The sequence below is a fragment of the Mycobacterium gordonae genome, assembly GCF_001417955.2.
Lineage (GTDB): Bacteria > Actinomycetota > Actinomycetes > Mycobacteriales > Mycobacteriaceae > Mycobacterium > Mycobacterium gordonae_B.
The window spans coordinates 1-17605 of record NZ_LKTM01000015.1 but is presented as its reverse complement, the minus strand read 5'-3'; the positions used below and the strand labels follow the sequence as shown (position 1 = coordinate 17605).

Below are 17605 nucleotides of genomic sequence, written 5' to 3'. Positions count from 1 at the left end.
ATCAACCCACCAGCCCAGGAGGCCGACACGACCGCCGCTTAACACCCGATGGACTCATCCGCCTTGACAAGTTCCGGGATAGCAAAGATGCGGAAGTGCGGCGACGCAGGAGCACCGTTCCTGCGTCGCTCCTTCCGAACAGGGTGCGACGCGTCGGTGACTCACGGATTCGGTGCTCGGTGGCCGGTGAAGGTGGCGGTCGGACCCGCAAATGCGGTTCGCAGCGATCGCCACGGGGCTGGCTGGCCTGTTGTGAGCCTCGATCAGTCGCTGATGACATAGCGTTGAGCCAGGGTTTCAGCAAGTCTGCTGGTGTGCGCGACCACTTCTTTCTCGGTCACCGCAAGCAAACCGGAGTGCCAGGCGGTGATGACTTCGACGAATCCCCCGACAGCGATCAGGGTGTCCATGCGAAGGGCTATCTCGTCGGCATCTTGTCGGAGGTGTGGCCGGCTTGCCTCAACGACCAACTGCGTTGCTTCCTGTAGCGCCACGGCGCGGCGGTCTTGTAGCGGTGAGCTACCGACATGCTGAGCGAGGAGGATGCGTGCCCGGCCGGGATCGCGTGCGATCCGGTCGACCACGATGGTGATCGCCGCGGTGATGGTTTCGATCGGCGGCCGATTCGCACGCTCGTTGAAGAGCGCGGCGACCTCGCCGAGCATGTCATTGCGGACGCCATCCCACGCAGCAACGAGCAGCTCATCGCGCGTCTTGAAGCCCTCGTAGAAGTATCGATCGTTCAGCCCTGTGCGGGCGCATACGCCGCGCATAGTGACCGCGGCCCAACCGCTCTCACTCCAAATCTCGGTTGCGGCCTCGATCAATTGCTGCCGTCGCTCGGCACGACGCTCGGCCCCGGTCCGACCACCCCAGCGCTTGTTTCTCGACCGCACCTCTCCATCTTGACAAGGTGCTCGTTCCACCACCAAACTGGTGGCATGCGACACCAATGGTGGCTGGTGCCCCCAGATGAGAGTTTCCCCACAGCAGACGTCCATGTCGCGACCCGAAAGGCAGACGGATGAGATTGCTGCCCTTCGGCGGCGCACCAGGCAGAACGCACCGCGCCGATGCAGTCGTCACGGGCGCAGGAAGCGGTATCGGCCGCGCATTCGCCGTGGAGCTTGCGCGCCGAGGTGGACGCGTGGTGTGCGCCGACAAAGATCCCGTCACTGCAAAAGAGTCGGCAGAGTTGGTGAGGCAGGCTGGCGGCGAGGGCTTCGACATCGAATGCGATGTCACCGATCTTGAGCAGGTCCGCAACCTCGCTGATGTGAGCGAAGACTGGTTCGAGAAGGCTGCGAGCCTCGTCATCAACAACGCCGGAATCGGTGCGGGCGGCAACCGCATCGGCGCGACGTCGATCGAGGACTGGAACGCGGCGATTTCTGTCAACCTCTGGGGCGTTATCTACGGCTGCGAGACTTTTGTGCCTCGGCTCCGCAGCAATGGGCATGGCGGAGTCATCAATGTGGCGTCGGCAGCGAGCTTTGGCTCGGCCCCTCGGATGGCGGCTTACAACGTGAGCAAGGCCGGGGTGCTCGCTCTGTCGGAGACATTGGCGGCCGAACTGAGCGGTACTGACATCAACGTCACAGTGCTTTGCCCCACCTTCGTGAAGACGAACATCGTCAACAATCCTCAAATCGACGAGGCGGCTGCAAGACTCGCGGCCAACCTGATGAAATGGACCGGCATTTCGCCACAGCACGTTGCTCGAACGACGTTGAACGCGCACGATCGCGGACAAATTTATGTAGTACCCCAACTCGATGCCAAAGTCTTGTGGCAACTCAAGAGAGCCCTACCCGGCCCCTTTACTCGCACGCTGGGCCTCGTGGAGCGCATGGCCTCATGGAACGATTCAGCCGAGTAGAGGAGCAGGGAAAATGGCTTTCGCATACAGTGACATGCTCGAGACAATCAAAAACAAGCAATGGGCTCTTGCCGATATCGATTGGAACGCCCCTGGCGCGGAACTGATCACCGATGAACAGCGTCCCAAACTCAAGCAATTCATGTCCGACGTGGTGTGGATTGAGCATGTTGGAGCACGTGCCTTCGCCGCGATGGCTCCAAAGGCGCCATTCGAAGCGCTCGGAGACATTTACCGTTACTTTCACGCCGAGGAGCAGCGTCACGCCAATGCCGAACTTGCCTTGATGCGTCGCTGGGGCATGCTCGAGGAAGGCGAGAAACCGGTCCCGAACAAGAATATTCGGCTGGTCATCGAATGGCTGGACCGTTATGCGGAAGCCCTGCCCCTGACCGTCATCGGGGCCGCGATTCCGGCACTGGAGACTGCGCTCGATGGAGCGCTGCTGAAGTTTCTCCTCGATGAGGTTGACGACCCTGTGTGCGGGGAGGTGTTCAACAAGGTCAACAGCGACGAATCAAGGCATCTCGCGGTTGGCTTCCAGGTCTTGAATGACCTGGGCGCCAGCCCGATGCGAATCCACGCCATTCAAACTGCGGGTGCTCTTGTCGACCCGCGCATTCTCACCGGCGCGTTGCTGTATATCCCGCTCCTGACGCGCATGTTGATGAATCTCAACGCTATGGGTCTGTCCGAGGAGAAGTTATACAACGCAGTGACGCGGTATGCCAATGTCGGCGATCGCAGTGAGCATACGCGGAGGGTGCCCGGCTATCACATCTTGAAGGCGCACATGTCGTCGTCCATCAAGCGGTCCCAGCCTCTGCACTTCGTGTCTCAGCGCCTTGGCAATGCGATCGATGTTTTCCCTGTTCAGATTTTCGGTCGGCCGCCATCCTGGACGGACGAACTGACCTACGAACCGGTTGCCAAATGACAGGCACCACGACGACGTTGATCGTCGGCGCCGGGTTCGCAGGTATCGGTGCGGCGATCAGACTGCTTCAAGAGGGCACGGATGACTTCGTCATCCTGGAACGGTCAGATCGCGTCGGAGGCACCTGGCGAGACAATACTTATCCCGGTGCGGCCTGCGATATTCCCTCGCTTCTCTACTCCTACTCGTTCGAGCCGAATCCGGGCTGGACTCGTACCTACTCGGGGAGCGCTGAGATCCTCGAATATATCGACGATATGGTCGACAAGTACGATCTTGCCCGGTTCATCCAGTTTGATACCGACGTGACTGCCTTGGAATTCGATGAGAGTGCCGGCATCTGGATGGCCGACACGGCAGATGGAAAGCGGTATCACACCCGGTCAGTTGTGATGGCCAGTGGACCACTTGCCAACGCCAGCTTTCCCGATATTCGGGGTATTGACTCGTACGGTGGAAAAAAGATCCACAGCGCTCGATGGGACCATGGCTACGATCTCGGCGGTAAGAGGGTTGCAGTCATCGGGACAGGCGCGAGCGCGGTTCAGATCATTCCCGAGCTCGTAAAGTCGGCTGCCTCGGTCAAAGTCTTCCAGAGAACGCCCGGCTGGGTGTTGCCCAGGGTGAACTTCAGGCATCCGGCCTGGGCGCGTTCGACCTTCACACACCTGCCGGTGAGCGAACAAGCGCTCCGCGACGCGTGGTTTTGGGCCCACGAAGTGATGGCAGTGGGTATGGTCTGGAACACCGCCGCGACGTCCGCGATACAGCTGGCGGCCAAGGCTCATCTCCGTCGGCAGGTGAAAGACTCCTGGTTGAGACGTCAGTTGACGCCCCATTTCAGGCCTGGATGCAAGCGCATGCTCATGACCAGTGATTATTACCCTGCGCTACAGGCGGATAACTGCAAGCTGATCAGCTGGCCGATCGCCACATTGTCACCCAACGGTGTTCGGACCGCCGACGGTGTCGAGCACGAAGTGGACTGTATCGTATTTGCCACTGGCTTCGATGTGGCCAAACGTGGCACCCCGTTCCCGATTAGCGGCCTCGGCGGTCGGAAGCTCGGCGATGAATGGTCTCAGGGGACATTTGCCTTCAAGAGCGTGAGCGTGGCCGGGTATCCGAACTTATTCTTCACTTTCGGACCGAATTCCGGGCCAGGCCACAACTCGGCGCTCGTATATATGGAGGCTGCAATTGACTATATAGTCAAGGCGATCAAGCTCCTTCAGCAAAATGACATCGGCACTTTGGATGTGAGGGAGGATCGTCAGGACCGCTATCACTCCGAAATTCAGCGCCGCCTTCGACGAACGACTTGGAATTCGGGGTGCAGCAGTTGGTATTTGACCGAGGACGGCTACAACGGCACGATGTACCCAGGTTTCGCGACCCAGTTTATGAGAGAACTATCCCGCTTGGATCCTCATGATTACGTGATAACCCGGCGCGACGATACACACGTCGAGCTGACGCAATCACTCTGAATACAAGTTTGCAAGGCTGACCGTCAGAACGGTGAAATACAGGAATGGATCGCAAGTCCGACCGTAATTACGAGATAATTATCATAGGAGCTGGATTTTCCGGCATCGGGTCTGGCATTAGCTTGATGAAGGCGGGATTTACCGACTTCTTGATGGTTGATGACGCCGATGGCGTAGGTGGTACGTGGCACTGGAACACCTACCCGGGTATCGCTGTCGATATACCGTCGTTCAGTTATCAATTCTCATACGAAATGCGGCCCTCTTGGTCGCGCACGTACGCCCACGGCAATGAGCTCAAAGCCTATGCCGAGCGATGTGTTGAAAAGTATCGGCTCTGGGACCATATTCGTTTCAACACAACCATTACCGAGGCTTGTTTCGACGAGAACGCAACACGGTGGCATTTGACCAGTGCCAATGGTGAGGAGTTCACGGCACGCTTCGTGATAAATTGCTCCGGCGTTCTCAGTCGGCCAAAGTGGCCTGAAATCAAGGGGGTGCGAGATTTCGCCGGCGTTACGCTCCACACGGCTAGATGGGACAATGCCAAAGATCTCAGCGGGAAGAGGGTTGCAGTAATCGGTACCGGTGCATCGGCGGTGCAACTGATACCCGAAGTCGCAAAGAAAGCAGAGAGTCTGACGGTATTTCAGCGAACTCCAATTTATTGTCTGCCGAAGCCAGACTTCCCCATACCGACGTGGGGTGGAAGGCTTCTACATTTCCTGCCGGGGGCACAATTGGCGACCCGGACCGCCAGCCAGGCGTTCGTGGAAATCACTTTCCCAATCGCCGCTCACTTTCATACGGTGATACCGTTCGCCGATGTCATGGAGAGCGCCGCAAAGCGGTACATGCGGCGTGAGGTCCATGACCCGACGACGAGAGAACAACTCATTCCGCGCTACTCGTTGGGCTGTAAACGACCCAGCTTCCACAATTCCTATCTCGCAACGTACAACCGGTCCAACGTTTCGCTCGAGACGAGCGGCATAACCCATATCGACCATGCATCCGTCCATACTCGAGACGGCAAAGCTCATCCCATTGACGTCTTGATCCTGGCCACCGGCTTCAAAGTGATGGAGTCGGGCAACATGCCAACTTACGTATTGAAGGGACGCGGCGGGCTGGAGCAGGCTACATGGTGGGACGAGCATCGACTGCAGGCCTTCGAAGGGGTGAGCGTCCCGGGATTTCCGAATCATTTCAACATCTTCGGCCCGTACGGCTACAACGGTTCCTCGTACTTCACGCTCATCGAGGCGCAGAGTCGGCACATCGTCCGGTGTCTTCGTCGCGCGCGGGCGCTGGGTGCTAACTGCGTGGAGGTCAAGAAGGAGGCGAACGACCGTTATTTCGCCGAAGTGCTAAGGCGGCGTCACAGACAGGTTTTCTGGCAGCCGAGCTGTTCCAATGCCAACAGCTACTACTTCGACAGGCACGGTGACGTTCCACTCCGTCCATCAACGACTCTGGAGACCTATTGGCGGAGCCGCACCTTTCGCCTCTCGGACTACCGATTCGAGAATCGGCCCGAAGAGGTGTGTCCCCGGTGACCAGAATGGATGCCCCTGACTGGCAGCCCAGTCTTGCCAGTCATCTCGTCGCGATGTCCTCGCGAACCACGCTGCGGCCACTGGCGCAGCTGATGCCATCAAACGCCTACGGACTTGCGGTGATGGATCGCGTGCTTCGAACAGCGCTCGTAGCCTCACGGCCTCGGCGCGGCGTCACAGTGCGCAAGGTTGACACTGTATTCGCCGGAGGCCCGGTTCGTGGGGACTGGATCACCACGCCTGCCATTAATCCGCATGCCAACCCTTTGCTGTACATCCACGGCGGCGCCTATTCTATGTGCTCGCCGGAGACGCACCGCGGTCTTCTTGGTGAACTCGCCTCGGCGAGCGGGCGCCCCATCTTCGCAGTGAAGTATCGTCTTGCCCCGCGGTATCCCTATCCCGCAGCCGCGGACGATGCGCTGAATGCGTATCGCTGGCTTACCAGCGGAGGGTCCCCGGGTTCTTGTCAGCGCACCGTCGCGGTTGCCGGCGATTCAGCGGGCGGTCAGCTCACGATGGCCACGGCCTTGGGCGCACGTGCAGTTGGATTGCCGCTCCCTGATGCGATGCTGCTGATGTCTCCCGTCCTGGATCTCAGGTGCGAACTTGCCAGAGCGCGTGAAATTCGCCGCCGGGATCCTTTTGCCTCCGCTCAATCAGCGGCGCGCGCTCTTGACCTCTACGTAGGTGGCGCAGATCGCGGAGATCCGCGCCTCAGCGTGCTTGACGCGGACCTCACCTCGATGCCGCCGATCCTCATTCAGGTGGGCGGGAGAGAAATGTTGATCGATGACTCGCGCCGTCTCGCCGAGCGACTTCAATCAGCTGGATCCCACGTCGAGATCCAGGTATACCGGGGACAGATCCATGTATTCCAGGCTATGTTCCGGATTCTTCCCGAAGCCCGAGACGCGATTCATCGAGCGGGACGCTTCCTTGAAGCCTCGGAAGTCAGGTGAAAGTGTCCGAACAGGCAATGCTCCTACACCTACACCACCTCGACCGCCGCAGCGTGAAGTCAGTCGTCTCTGCCTCATGAGCAGCAACTTCGCGACGGCCTGTCGCGCATACGATCCGTCGATCGTGATCATCGGGGCCGGCTTCGCCGGGGTTGCGATGGCCCACCGGCTGAAGAAGGACGGGTTCACGAACTTCACGATCCTGGAAAAGGCTGCAGACATCGGGGGTGTTTGGCGTGACAACACCTATCCGGGAGCGGCCTGCGACGTGCCGTCAGCGTTGTACTCACTCTCGTACAAGCCCAATCCTCGTTGGTCACGGCGATATGCCGAGCAACCCGAGATACTCAAGTACCTCCAACAACTCGTGGAGAGTGGCGGACTGGCCGCGCATCTGCGTACCCAGACCGAAGTTGTCGCAATGACCTTCGATGACCAGCTAGGGCGTTGGACCCTGGTTACGAACTCGAACGAGACAATAACCTGCGATGTCGTCGTCTCGGCCGTGGGTCAGCTCTCCTTGCCCCACGTACCCGTTATTGCCGACGCAGACACCTTCCAGGGGCCGCGCTTTCATTCGGCGCGTTGGGACCGATCGGTTTCGCTTCGCGGCAAGCAAGTAGCCGTCATCGGCACAGGAGCTAGTGCCATCCAATTCGTGCCACACATCGCCCAGGAGGCGGAGCATGTCACGCTATATCAGCGCACGGCTCCGTGGATCTTGCCGAAGTGGGACAGCAGGTATGGAGTCCTTCACGACAGGGTGAGCGAGTTATTGCCGATGGCGCTGCGCCTCGAGCGTTTCGCGGTATGGCTAATTTTCGAGTTGCTCGCTGTGACGCTAGTCGACGCGAAGCCCCTCTCACGCGTCCTCGGTGCGATCGCGCGCCGCCACCTACATCGGCAGGTTGCTAGCCCATCTTTGCGCGAGCAATTGATGCCTTCGGACGCGCCAGGGTGCAAGCGAGTGCTGTTCTCGAATGATTACTATCCAGCAATCGCGAGTGATCGCGTGTCGTTGGTGCCGAAGGCTATCGCAGAGCTCTGCGACAACGGTGTCAAGACCGTGGATGGAGAGTTTCGTCCTGCAGATGTCGTGATCTACGGAACCGGGTTTCGCGCCACCGATTTTCTCGCCCCGATGTCCGTGCGCGGCTCTCGCGGAGTCTCCTTGGCCGAGGTGTGGAAGACCCAGGCGTACGCATATCTGGGCATCACTGTCCCCATGTTCCCGAACCTGTTCCTGCTTTATGGTCCCAACACGAATGTGGGCTCGGGGTCGATCCTCTACATGATCGAGTCACAAGTCCGTCACATCGCAACGCTCATCAAAGCCGTGGCTGCTCATCCGGGTCATGCGATCGATGTCAGGACGGAGAGCGCGCAACGCTACAACACGCGCTTGAGAAGGCGACTACGGAGGTCGGTGTGGGCGCTGTGTGCGAGCTGGTATCGAACCTCGAGCGGGGAAATCCCGACGAACTGGCCGGGGCCTACCTTGGTTTATCGACTCCTTACCCGGAAGCCGCACAGCGGCGATTACGTCTTGAGAAACGTCGGGCGTCTAAAGGTCGGAGACCCTGCAGAACCGAGCCTGGCCGACTAAGGGCACGAGACGCGCACTTAACCGCTAGGCCAATAATGTCTAGATATTGACATCAATGGCATCTTTGTAAAGACTGGTGGACGCCGTCAAAGCGGCCCAGCGTCCAGGAGGAACCATGACGAATCACCTTCTCGCACCTGCGCACCACGTGAAGGAGCGGTTGTCCTCTGTGATCATGGTCCCCGCGCCTCACGCCGTCGACGACAGATGGCGTCGATGGAGCCGGGACTGGCCGGTTCGTGAACTGGCACCGGCACCCGCGGGCAGTGGATTGAAAGCCGTCCGGGGGGATGCCGGACTGCCCTTCGTAGGTCACACGCTCGACTACATCCGATTCGGCTCGGATTTCAGTCGAGAGCGCTACGACCGTCTGGGTTCGGTGTCGTGGATGGGCGCGTTCGGCACCAAGATGGTGGTCATCGCCGGCCCTGACGCCACTCGAGAGGCGTTCACGAGCGAAGCGAAAGCATTCTCTCAGGATGGCTGGTCCTTCCTGATCGACGCCTTCTTCCATCGCGGTTTGATGCTCATGAGCTTCGACGAGCACTTGATGCACCGGCGCATCATGCAGGAGGCGTTTACGCGTCCGCGCCTGACCGGATACGTCGAACAGGTAACGCCATGCGTTCGCTCGGCAGTGCCTGCGTGGCCGGTGGGCCCGTCGGTTCGAATCTACCCACTGTTGAAGGAACTCACCCTCGACATCGCTACCGACGTCTTCATGGGCGGCCGCGGCAAGGACGAGAGCGATGCTGTCAACAAGGCGTTCGTCGCTACGGTCCGGGCGGCGAGTTCCCTTGTGCGTGCTCCGCTTCCGGGAACCAGATTCCGCGCTGGTGTGCAAGGGCGGCGCGTTTTGGAGGACTACTTCTTCCGGCATCTGCCGGCCGCGCGAGCCGGTGAAACGGAGGATCTGTTCGCTGCTCTCTGTCAAGCCACGACCGAAGACGGGGAGCGGTTTTCCGACGAGGATGTGGTGAATCACATGATCTTCTTGATGATGGCGGCCCACGACACCTCGACGATCACCACCACAGCGGTCACCTATTTCCTTGCCAAGTATCCGCAGTGGCAGGAGGCTGCGGCTGCGGAAGCCGCGGCCATCGGTGACGGGTTGCCGGACATCGAGGCCCTGGAGAAGATGACGGTCATCGACCTCGTGATCAAGGAAGCGCTCAGACTGCTTGCACCTGTTCCGCTGGTGATGCGCAAGACGGTTCGAGATGTCGCCATCGATGGATATCACATCCCCTCGAACACGTTATGCGCTATAACGCCTGCCGTGAATCACTTCGATCGAACGATCTGGAGTGATCCGGAGCGGTTCGATCCCTCACGTTTCGACGAGCCTCGGCGCGAAGACCAACACCACCGATTCGCCTGGGTTCCGTTCGGAGGTGGAGCGCACAAGTGCATCGGCATGCAATTCGGGACGCTCGAAGTCAAAGCAATCCTGCACAGGATGCTGCGTTCGTTCACTTGGAAGGTTCCGGAGAACTATCACGTCCGATGGGACAACACCTCGCTGCCCATTCCGGTGGACGGACTTCCGTTGGAGATGAAGCGCCGATGACCGTCGACCACAGCCCCTACCTCGAACCCACGGAGTTTCTTGACTGGCAACAAGATTCGGTACGTGACTTCGTGTCATCGGCGATCCGTGGTGCCTGCGGCGACACCGAGAAGGCCATCGCCATCTTCACCGCGGTCCGTGACTCCATTTGGTACGACCCCTACACGGTGACCGACAACCCGCACGCGTATCGCGCCAGCACCGTCGCGACCGCAGAACGGGCCTACTGCGTCCCGAAGGCCGTGCTCTTGACTGCAGCGTGCCGAGCGGCGGGAATCCCGGCGCGGCTGGGGTTCGCCGACGTCCGAAACCACCTCCAGACCAAGGCATTGCGCGAGCGGATGGGTGGTAGCGACGTTTTCGTCTACCACGGCTACAGTCTCATGTTCCTCAACGGTGCGTGGGTAAAGGCCACCCCGGCGTTCAATCGCGAGCTGTGCGCACGCTTCGGTGTCTCGCCGATCGAATTCGACGGCCGTAGCGACGCGCTACTCCATGGTTTCACCGCTGACGGCACCCAGCACATGGAGTATCTGCGCGACCGGGGAGCCTACGACGATCTACCCCTAGCAGACATCCTGCAAGCACTGAGAACGCATTACGGCACATTCATCGATCAGCCGAACAGCCGTCCCGACCTCTTCGCCTGAAAGGGCACTACACGATGCAAAGCACAATGCAAAATGTTCCGCTCACGGTGTCGGCGATCGTCCAGCATGCGGCAGCCATACACGGTGACAGCGAGGTCGTCACTCCGACCGGAAATGGATATCGGAGAACGCCTTACCGCATTGTGCTGGCGCGAGTGGCTCGCCTTGCCAATGCGCTGCGCAGTCTTGGCGTCACGGCAGACCAACGCGTGGCCACCTTCCAGTGGAGCAACCAGGAACATCTGGAGGCCTACTGTGCGATTCCCTCCATGGGCGCGGTCCTGCACACGCTCAACATTCGTTTGGCCCCAGAGCAACTGGCGTACATCGCCAATCACGCGAGCGATCAGATCGTCCTAGTCGACGCTTCGGTTGCCCCGTTGTTGGCGCGCGCGCTCCCAGCGATGGCGTCGGTGCACACCGTCATCGTCACCGGAGAGGGCGACCTTGCCCCGCTCCAGGGATGCGGGAAGACCGTTCTGCGTTACGAGGAAGTGCTTGCCGGCCAAGAAGAATCATTTGACTGGCCTGAGCTCGACGAGCTGTCCGCCGCGGCCATGTGTTATACGAGCGGTACCACCGGAGATCCCAAAGGCGTCGTCTACAGCCACCGTTCGACGTACCTTCACTCCCTGACCGCCTGCACAGCTAACGCTTTGTCAGTCAGCGAGGCCGACCGTGTGCTGGCCATCGTCCCAATGTTTCACGCCAATGCGTGGGGGCTTATTTACGCAGCGTTGATGTCCGGTGCGGATCTGGTACTGCCTGACCGGTATCTCCAAGCCGAACCGTTGGTGTCGATCATCGAAGACACCAGACCGACCTTGGCCGGTGCAGTGCCGACGATCTGGAACGATGTCGACCGATATCTGGATTCGCACCCTGAGCGGGACATTTCTTCGTTACGGCTGGTCGCGTGCGGGGGGTCTGCTGTTCCGCTTTCGTTGATGCGGGCATTCGAAGAGAAGTACGACGTGCCCATTGTGCAGGCCTGGGGTATGACCGAAACCTCTCCGTTGGCGACCGTTGCACGTCCGGCTCACAGAGCCGACGCGACGCGGCGCTGGGAGCTGCGCGCATCCCAGGGCCGACCGATCTGCGGTGTCGAAATCCGGTTGCGGGACGACGACGGGAAAGACGTGCCGTGGGACGGGCAATCAGTTGGGGAGATCCAGGCGCGCGGTCCCTGGATCACCGGGTCCTATTTCGGAAACAACGATACGGAGAAGTTCGACGAAGGATGGCTGCGTACCGGTGATGTGGGCAAGATCGACGCCGAGGGCTATCTGACACTGACCGACCGCTCGAAAGACGTCATCAAGTCAGGTGGCGAATGGATCTCCTCGGTGGAGCTGGAAAACACGCTGATCGGCCACCCTGCCGTGTACGAAGCGGCGGTAGTCGGCGTCGCGGACGATAAATGGCAGGAAAGGCCGTTGGCGCTTGTCGTCGTCCACCCCGGAACCGACGTTGACATTGACCAACTCCGATCGTTCCTTGCGGACAAAGTCGCCAAATGGTGGATTCCCGAGCGATGGAGCTTCGTGTCCGATATTCCGAGGACGAGCGTCGGAAAGTACGACAAAAAGGTCATCCGTGCGCGCCACTCTGCCGGCGAATACCTCATCGAAATCGAAACGTCATAACGTCAAATCCCTGGAATTCCAACAGTCGGAAGGTAATCATGTCCTCACCAATCTCTCCCTGGATGAATGCCGAATTACTCGAGCTTCGTGACCTCGCTGCGAAGTTCTTCTCGGCCGAATTGGCGCCGCATGCGAACCGCTTTGCAGACCAGCACCACGTCGACCGAGAACTGTGGAACCGAGCAGGCGAGCTGGGCCTGCTCTGCATGTCTATACCTGAGGAATACGGCGGAGGCGGTGGCACTTTCGCGCACGAAGCGGTCGTGCTTGAAGAGCAGGCCCGCATAGGTGACAGCTCATGGGGCGCGGGACTGCACAGCGGAATCGTCGCCCACTACATCCTGCAGTACGCGACTGAAGAGCTGCGCGCGCAGTGGCTTCCCAAGATGGCGTCCGGTGAAATGATCGGGGCGATCGCCATGACAGAACCGGGGACCGGGTCCGATCTGCAGAGCGTCAAGACAAAAGCCCTCCTGGACGGTGACGAGTACGTGATCACCGGCTCCAAGACTTTCATCACCAACGGCCAACAGGCCGACCTCATCATCGTTGTTGCCAAGACAGATCCGAGCCAGGGCGCTGCGGGCATCTCTTTGATCGTTGTCGAGGCTGACCGGGCGGGATTCCGGCGCGGCAAGGTTCTCGACAAAATCGGCCAGCGCGGCCAGGACACCTCCGAGTTGTTCTTCGATGAAGTGAGAGTTCCGCGCTCGCATCTACTGGGCCAGTCTGAGGGACAGGGCTTCATTCAGCTGATGACGCAGCTGCCACAAGAGCGACTCATCGTCGCGGTGGGGGCTGTCGCAGCGATGGAACTTGCCCTGGAGCAGACGCTCAAGTACACGCGTGAGCGGGAGGCGTTCGGTCGGCCTGTCTTTGGCTTTCAGAACACCAAGTTCACGCTGGCTGAAGCCGCGACAGAAACGCGCATCGCACGAGTGTTCCTCGACTACTGCATCGACCTGCACCTTGCGGGTCAACTCGACGTGCAGACCGTCGCCATGGCGAAGTGGTGGACCACTGAGCGAGCGATGAAGGTACTCGATGACTGTATGCAGCTTCACGGCGGATATGGCTACATGACCGAGTACCCCATCTCGAGGTTGTGGGTGGATCAGCGCGTGCAAAAAATCTATGCCGGCACGAACGAGGTGATGAAGGAAATCATCTCGCGTTCCCTATGACTCAGAGGAGTTGCCGCCCGCACGTTAGTCATCTAGAGGAGGAGGACTGATGGCATCGATGGTGGTGCCGTATCGCCACGACATGGGCGGCCACTGCGGATCGGGGGCTCTTCGGGATTTGACCGAATGGGCCGGGATCCGTTGGGGTGATGACACCCCGGACGAAGGCATCGTGTTTGCTCTCGGCGGGGCCCTCGACTTCTCGTATGTTCGCTCGGCCCACCTACGTCCACCGATCTACCTCGTTGGACGCAGCGCGGACCTCGAAGACGAATACTTGACCCGGTTGGGCGCGCGCTTCGAGTGTCGTTCGACAGACGACCCCGATCTCGGGTGGAAATGGGTGACCGAACAGATCGATGCCGGTACGCCGGTCATGGTGTGGACTGACATCGCCGAATTGCCCTATCTGAGAACGCGTCTGAGTATGAGCCGGCACGATGTCGTGATCGTAGGGTACGACGACGACGAGGAACTCGCCTTCGTGGTCGATAACGATCGCGATACACCTCAAGCCGTGCCTTACGAGAATCTACGGAAGGCGCGGGCATCGACGGGATTTCCCGTCCCCACGCGGCACACCACCTACGTAGTCGAGTGGCCCGGCGCGGCACCAGATCTCGGCAATGCTGCCCGGTCGGCCTTCCGTAGGTCCGCGGACGCGATGCAGGGTTCGTGTGTGAGCGCGCCGATCACCGAGGACTCCGATTGTGAAATTCAGGTGCGTGGGCTACCAGGGGTATCGACTTTTGTGGAGGATCTCAAGCGGTGGCCGAAGATCTTTGACGACGACACCCTCGACGGAGCCTTGTTTGCGCTGAGCGCCTTCATCGAAAAAGCCGGAACCGGAGGCGGTCTGTTCCGAGATCTGCAAGCACGTGGATGTCGGCGCGTCGCTGAAGAGTTGAGTTTCGAACCTGCGTTTAAAGCAGCGGAGGCTGCAAAGACCGCATCTGAGTTGTGGACCGCGGTTGCGCACGCCGCTTATGACCGCGGTGCAGATCCGCACCGAAGAGCGAGCGGCGCCGCGTCCGTGGCTGCGCAATTGCCGACAGCCGAACGTCGACTCGCGGAGGCGCTGAGGGAGGCAGGAGATCTACTCCTATGAGTTCTGATTGCTTCGGAGCAAGCCGAACTGGTTGCGACCCAGCAGATTTATTTGAGCGCTTTGAATTGTGTCATAGGAAGGGAGAATCACGATGGCTGTCTTCGCTGATGCGGAAGAGGTTTACCGCTACCTCGCCGGCATCTTTCGACGAGGTTTGGAGAACGAAGACCTTGCGAACAGACTTGCCGGGTCCGGGGTGGTGTTACGGATCCACTACACCGATCCGGATGCGGTAGTAACCGTGGATATGCCGGAGAAGGTCGTAGAGACCGGCGCGGACAGTGGCGTTACACCGAATGTCGAATTGTTCATGTCCGCGGATACCGGCAACAGGTTCTGGTTGGGGAAGGTGAACTTGACCATGGCGATGGCGAAAGGAACTGTACGAGCGAAAGGTCCTGTCACCAAACTGATCAAGCTCATACCGCAGGCAAAGAACCTCTTTCCGGAATACCGGGCAATCCTTGAGGCCGACAAGCGTCACGACCTGCTCAATGTGTGATGTCGGTGCGGTACCGCGCCCGGGCCCGGGTGAGCGGCGCGGGCCTCTGGGCGATGTGCCCGGAGATCATCCAGGACAGTTCGCGCGACCACCGTGCGCGGTCGGGATAACTACTCGAGAAGCGTAATTCGATAGAAGGGACTTCAACATGAAGACACGTGCGGCTGTTTTGTGGGGCTTGGAGCAGAAGTGGGAGGTCGAAGAAGTCGATTTGGATCCGCCAGGTCCCGGGGAGGTCCTCGTGCGGCTGGCGGCCACCGGCTTGTGCCATTCCGACGAACATCTGGTGACCGGCGACCTCCCGATCCCATTGCCGGTAGTGGGGGGTCATGAGGGTGCTGGCACAGTCGTGGAGTGCGGCGAAGGGGTTGAGGAACTGTCCGAAGGTGATTCTGTCATCTTGACCTTCCTTCCCTCGTGTGGGCGCTGCTCGTACTGCGCGCGCGGCATGGGCAATCTCTGTGAGTTGGGAGCGGCGCTCATGATGGGACCGCAGATCGACGGCACCTATCGCTTTCACGCACGAGGCGAGGACGTCGGGCAGATGTGTTTGCTCGGGACGTTTTCCGAGTACACAGTGGTGCCGCAGGCGTCCGTGGTCAAGATTGACGGCGGAATCCCCCTGGATCGGGCAGCCTTGATCGGTTGCGGCGTCACGACCGGTTACGGATCTGCGGTGCGGACTGGGGAGGTGCGCGCCGGGGACACCGTCGTGGTAGTGGGAGCGGGCGGAATCGGAATGAATGCGATTCAGGGCGCGCGAATCGCGGGAGCGCTGGCGATTGTGGCGGTCGATCCGGTGAAGTTCAAGCGAGAGCAAGCGAGCGGGTTCGGTGCGACGCACACCGCGGCCTCGATGGATGAAGCTTGGTCGCTGGTCAGCGATATGACGCTGGGCAAGCTGGCTGATGTCTGCATCCTCACCACCGATGTGGCTGAGGCCTCCTACACCGCGGAAGCGCTGGCCTTGGTCGGAAAGCGCGGGCGCGTCGTGGTCACGGCCATCGGGCACCCCGACGACTCATCGATCTCAGGATCACTGCTTGAAATGACGCTTTACGAGAAGCAGATTCGTGGCGCTTTGTATGGCTCATCCAATGCGCCGCACGATATTCCGCGACTGGTCGAGCTGTACTCCGCTGGGTTGTTGAAGCTCGATGAGTTGGTCACCCGCGAATACTCCCTCGACCAAATTAATGAGGGCTACCAGGATATGCGTTCAGGAAAAAATATCCGAGGGCTGGTCCGGTTCTGAAGAGCATCATGCCCACTGCTGGTCTCCATGTCCTTGCGTTGCTGCAGATCATGCGGCCGGGCCCCTTGGGTGGTTGGCGTCGGGTCCTTCTTTCCCGTCGTGAGGACGGCAAGCATCAGACACCTCATCGATCATCTATCACATTCTCTGGGAGGCTGAGATGACGGACGCTGGCACGACCACGGCAAGCAGGGATGGGGCTGCTCGTTTCGCTATCGCCCCGGAGGTGTGGACCACGCCGGAGCGACGAGCGCTGAGCCAAATGGCGCGGTCTTTCTCGGAACGTGAAATCGCGCCGAAGCTAGCGGAATGGGAGCACGTGGGTGAGATTCCGCGCGACCTGCATCTCAATGCTGCCGAGGTGGGGCTTCTCAGAATCGGGTTCCCGGAAGAAGTCGGCGGCAGCGGCGGCAATGCGATTGACTCTGCACTGGTCACTGAGGCCATCCTGGCCGCAGGCGGGTCCACTGGCGTCTGCGCCGCCTTGTTCACCCATGGCATTGCCCTTCCCCACATTGCCGCCAATGGCTCCGACGCCCTGATTCAACGATATGTCCGTCCTACGCTCGCAGGAAAGATGATCGGCTCGCTGGGCGTTACCGAGCCTGGGGCAGGCTCAGATGTCGCGAATCTGCGCACACGCGCGGTGCGCGAGGGGGACACCTACGTGGTCAACGGAGCAAAGACGTTCATCACCAGCGGAGTTCGAGCGGACTTCGTTACTACGGCGGTACGCACCGGCGGACCGGGTTACGGTGGAGTTTCATTGCTTGTGATCGACAAGAATTCGCCTGGATTCGAAGTGTCCCGCCGGTTAGACAAGATGGGGTGGCGATGTAGCGACACCGCCGAGTTGTCTTTCGTCGACGTTCGCGTACCGGCTGACAACCTGGTGGGGGCAGAGAACAGTGGGTTTTTGCAGATCATGCAGCAATTTCAGGCTGAACGGCTCGGCATCGCCGTCCAGGCGTACGCGACGGCGGGTCGGGCTCTCGACCTTGCCAAGAGTTGGGCGCGGGAACGTGAAACGTTCGGTAGACCCTTGACGGGGCGCCAGATCATTCGCCATAAGCTTGCGGAGATGGCTCGACAGGTCGACGTGGCGTGCACCTACACCCGTGCGGTCATGCAGAGGTGGCTAGCGGGGGAGGATGTCGTTGCCGAGGTGTCGATGCCCTCTCTGCCAACCTGGGTTGAGGCACCCGCCCCCTGACAATTAGTGACCCGAGGGCGGGGATGGAGAGACTCCCC

14 protein-coding genes and 1 pseudogene are annotated in these 17605 nt (G+C 60.0%); 14 read left to right on the top strand and 1 reads right to left on the bottom strand.

Annotated elements, in window-relative coordinates:
• Positions 1 to 263 precede the first annotated feature (263 nt).
• Positions 264 to 827 (bottom strand): TetR/AcrR family transcriptional regulator, encoded by a 564-nt coding sequence (locus AO501_RS04210; protein ID WP_005131302.1) that lies wholly within the window; start codon positions 825 to 827, stop codon positions 264 to 266.
• 197 nt (positions 828 to 1024) lie between these two features.
• On the opposite strand from AO501_RS04210, the gene AO501_RS04205 reads away from it, so the two are divergent.
• From AO501_RS04205 to AO501_RS04140, 14 genes and pseudogenes are all read left to right on the top strand, one after another.
• On the top strand, positions 1025 to 1879 hold the full coding sequence (locus AO501_RS04205; protein WP_011560581.1) for an SDR family NAD(P)-dependent oxidoreductase: 855 nt from the start codon (positions 1025 to 1027) through the stop codon (positions 1877 to 1879).
• A gap of 13 nt (positions 1880 to 1892) precedes the next feature.
• Positions 1893 to 2816, top strand: coding sequence for a hypothetical protein (locus tag AO501_RS04200; RefSeq protein WP_005086594.1), 924 nt, complete (start codon positions 1893 to 1895; stop codon positions 2814 to 2816).
• Positions 2813 to 4306, top strand: a complete 1494-nt coding sequence (locus tag AO501_RS04195; protein WP_011560580.1) for a flavin-containing monooxygenase — start codon at positions 2813 to 2815, stop codon at positions 4304 to 4306. Before AO501_RS04200 ends, AO501_RS04195 begins: the two co-directional genes overlap by 4 nt.
• Positions 4307 to 4350: 44 nt before the next feature.
• A complete protein-coding gene (locus AO501_RS04190) occupies positions 4351 to 5868 on the top strand; it encodes a flavin-containing monooxygenase (protein ID WP_011560579.1) in 1518 nt (505 codons plus the stop codon).
• Positions 5865 to 6830 (top strand): alpha/beta hydrolase, encoded by a 966-nt coding sequence (locus AO501_RS04185; protein WP_012296509.1) that lies wholly within the window; start codon positions 5865 to 5867, stop codon positions 6828 to 6830. The genes AO501_RS04190 and AO501_RS04185 overlap by 4 nt, the downstream gene beginning before the upstream one ends.
• A 76-nt stretch (positions 6831 to 6906) precedes the next feature.
• Positions 6907 to 8436 carry a flavin-containing monooxygenase gene (locus tag AO501_RS04180; protein WP_011856019.1) on the top strand — a complete coding sequence of 510 codons (1530 nt, stop codon included), beginning with the start codon at positions 6907 to 6909 and terminating at the stop codon, positions 8434 to 8436.
• 115 nt (positions 8437 to 8551) lie between these two features.
• Positions 8552 to 10009, top strand: a complete 1458-nt coding sequence (locus tag AO501_RS04175; protein ID WP_011560575.1) for a cytochrome P450 — start codon at positions 8552 to 8554, stop codon at positions 10007 to 10009.
• A complete protein-coding gene (locus tag AO501_RS04170) occupies positions 10006 to 10659 on the top strand; it encodes a transglutaminase-like domain-containing protein (protein ID WP_011560574.1) in 654 nt (217 codons plus the stop codon). Before AO501_RS04175 ends, AO501_RS04170 begins: the two co-directional genes overlap by 4 nt.
• 26 nt (positions 10660 to 10685) lie before the next feature.
• Complete coding sequence (locus AO501_RS04165; RefSeq protein WP_017205326.1) at positions 10686 to 12305, top strand: fatty acid--CoA ligase; 1620 nt, start codon at positions 10686 to 10688, stop codon at positions 12303 to 12305.
• Positions 12306 to 12343: 38 nt separating this feature from the next.
• Positions 12344 to 13489 (top strand): acyl-CoA dehydrogenase family protein, encoded by a 1146-nt coding sequence (locus AO501_RS04160; protein WP_005086582.1) that lies wholly within the window; start codon positions 12344 to 12346, stop codon positions 13487 to 13489.
• A 49-nt stretch (positions 13490 to 13538) separates the two neighbouring features.
• On the top strand, positions 13539 to 14597 hold the full coding sequence (locus AO501_RS04155) for a BtrH N-terminal domain-containing protein (protein ID WP_005086581.1): 1059 nt from the start codon (positions 13539 to 13541) through the stop codon (positions 14595 to 14597).
• Positions 14598 to 14688: 91 nt separating this feature from the next.
• Positions 14689 to 15099 (top strand): SCP2 sterol-binding domain-containing protein, encoded by a 411-nt coding sequence (locus AO501_RS04150; RefSeq protein ID WP_005110592.1) that lies wholly within the window; start codon positions 14689 to 14691, stop codon positions 15097 to 15099.
• Positions 15100 to 15247: 148 nt separating this feature from the next.
• The gene (locus AO501_RS04145; protein ID WP_011560572.1) at positions 15248 to 16354 is read left to right on the top strand and encodes an NDMA-dependent alcohol dehydrogenase; all 1107 of its coding nucleotides are present in this window, start codon (positions 15248 to 15250) and stop codon (positions 16352 to 16354) included.
• Between the two features lie 160 nt (positions 16355 to 16514).
• Positions 16515 to 17528 (top strand): annotated as a pseudogene (locus tag AO501_RS04140) (acyl-CoA dehydrogenase family protein); the annotation flags it as partial.
• Between the last annotated feature and the right edge of the window lie 77 nt (positions 17529 to 17605).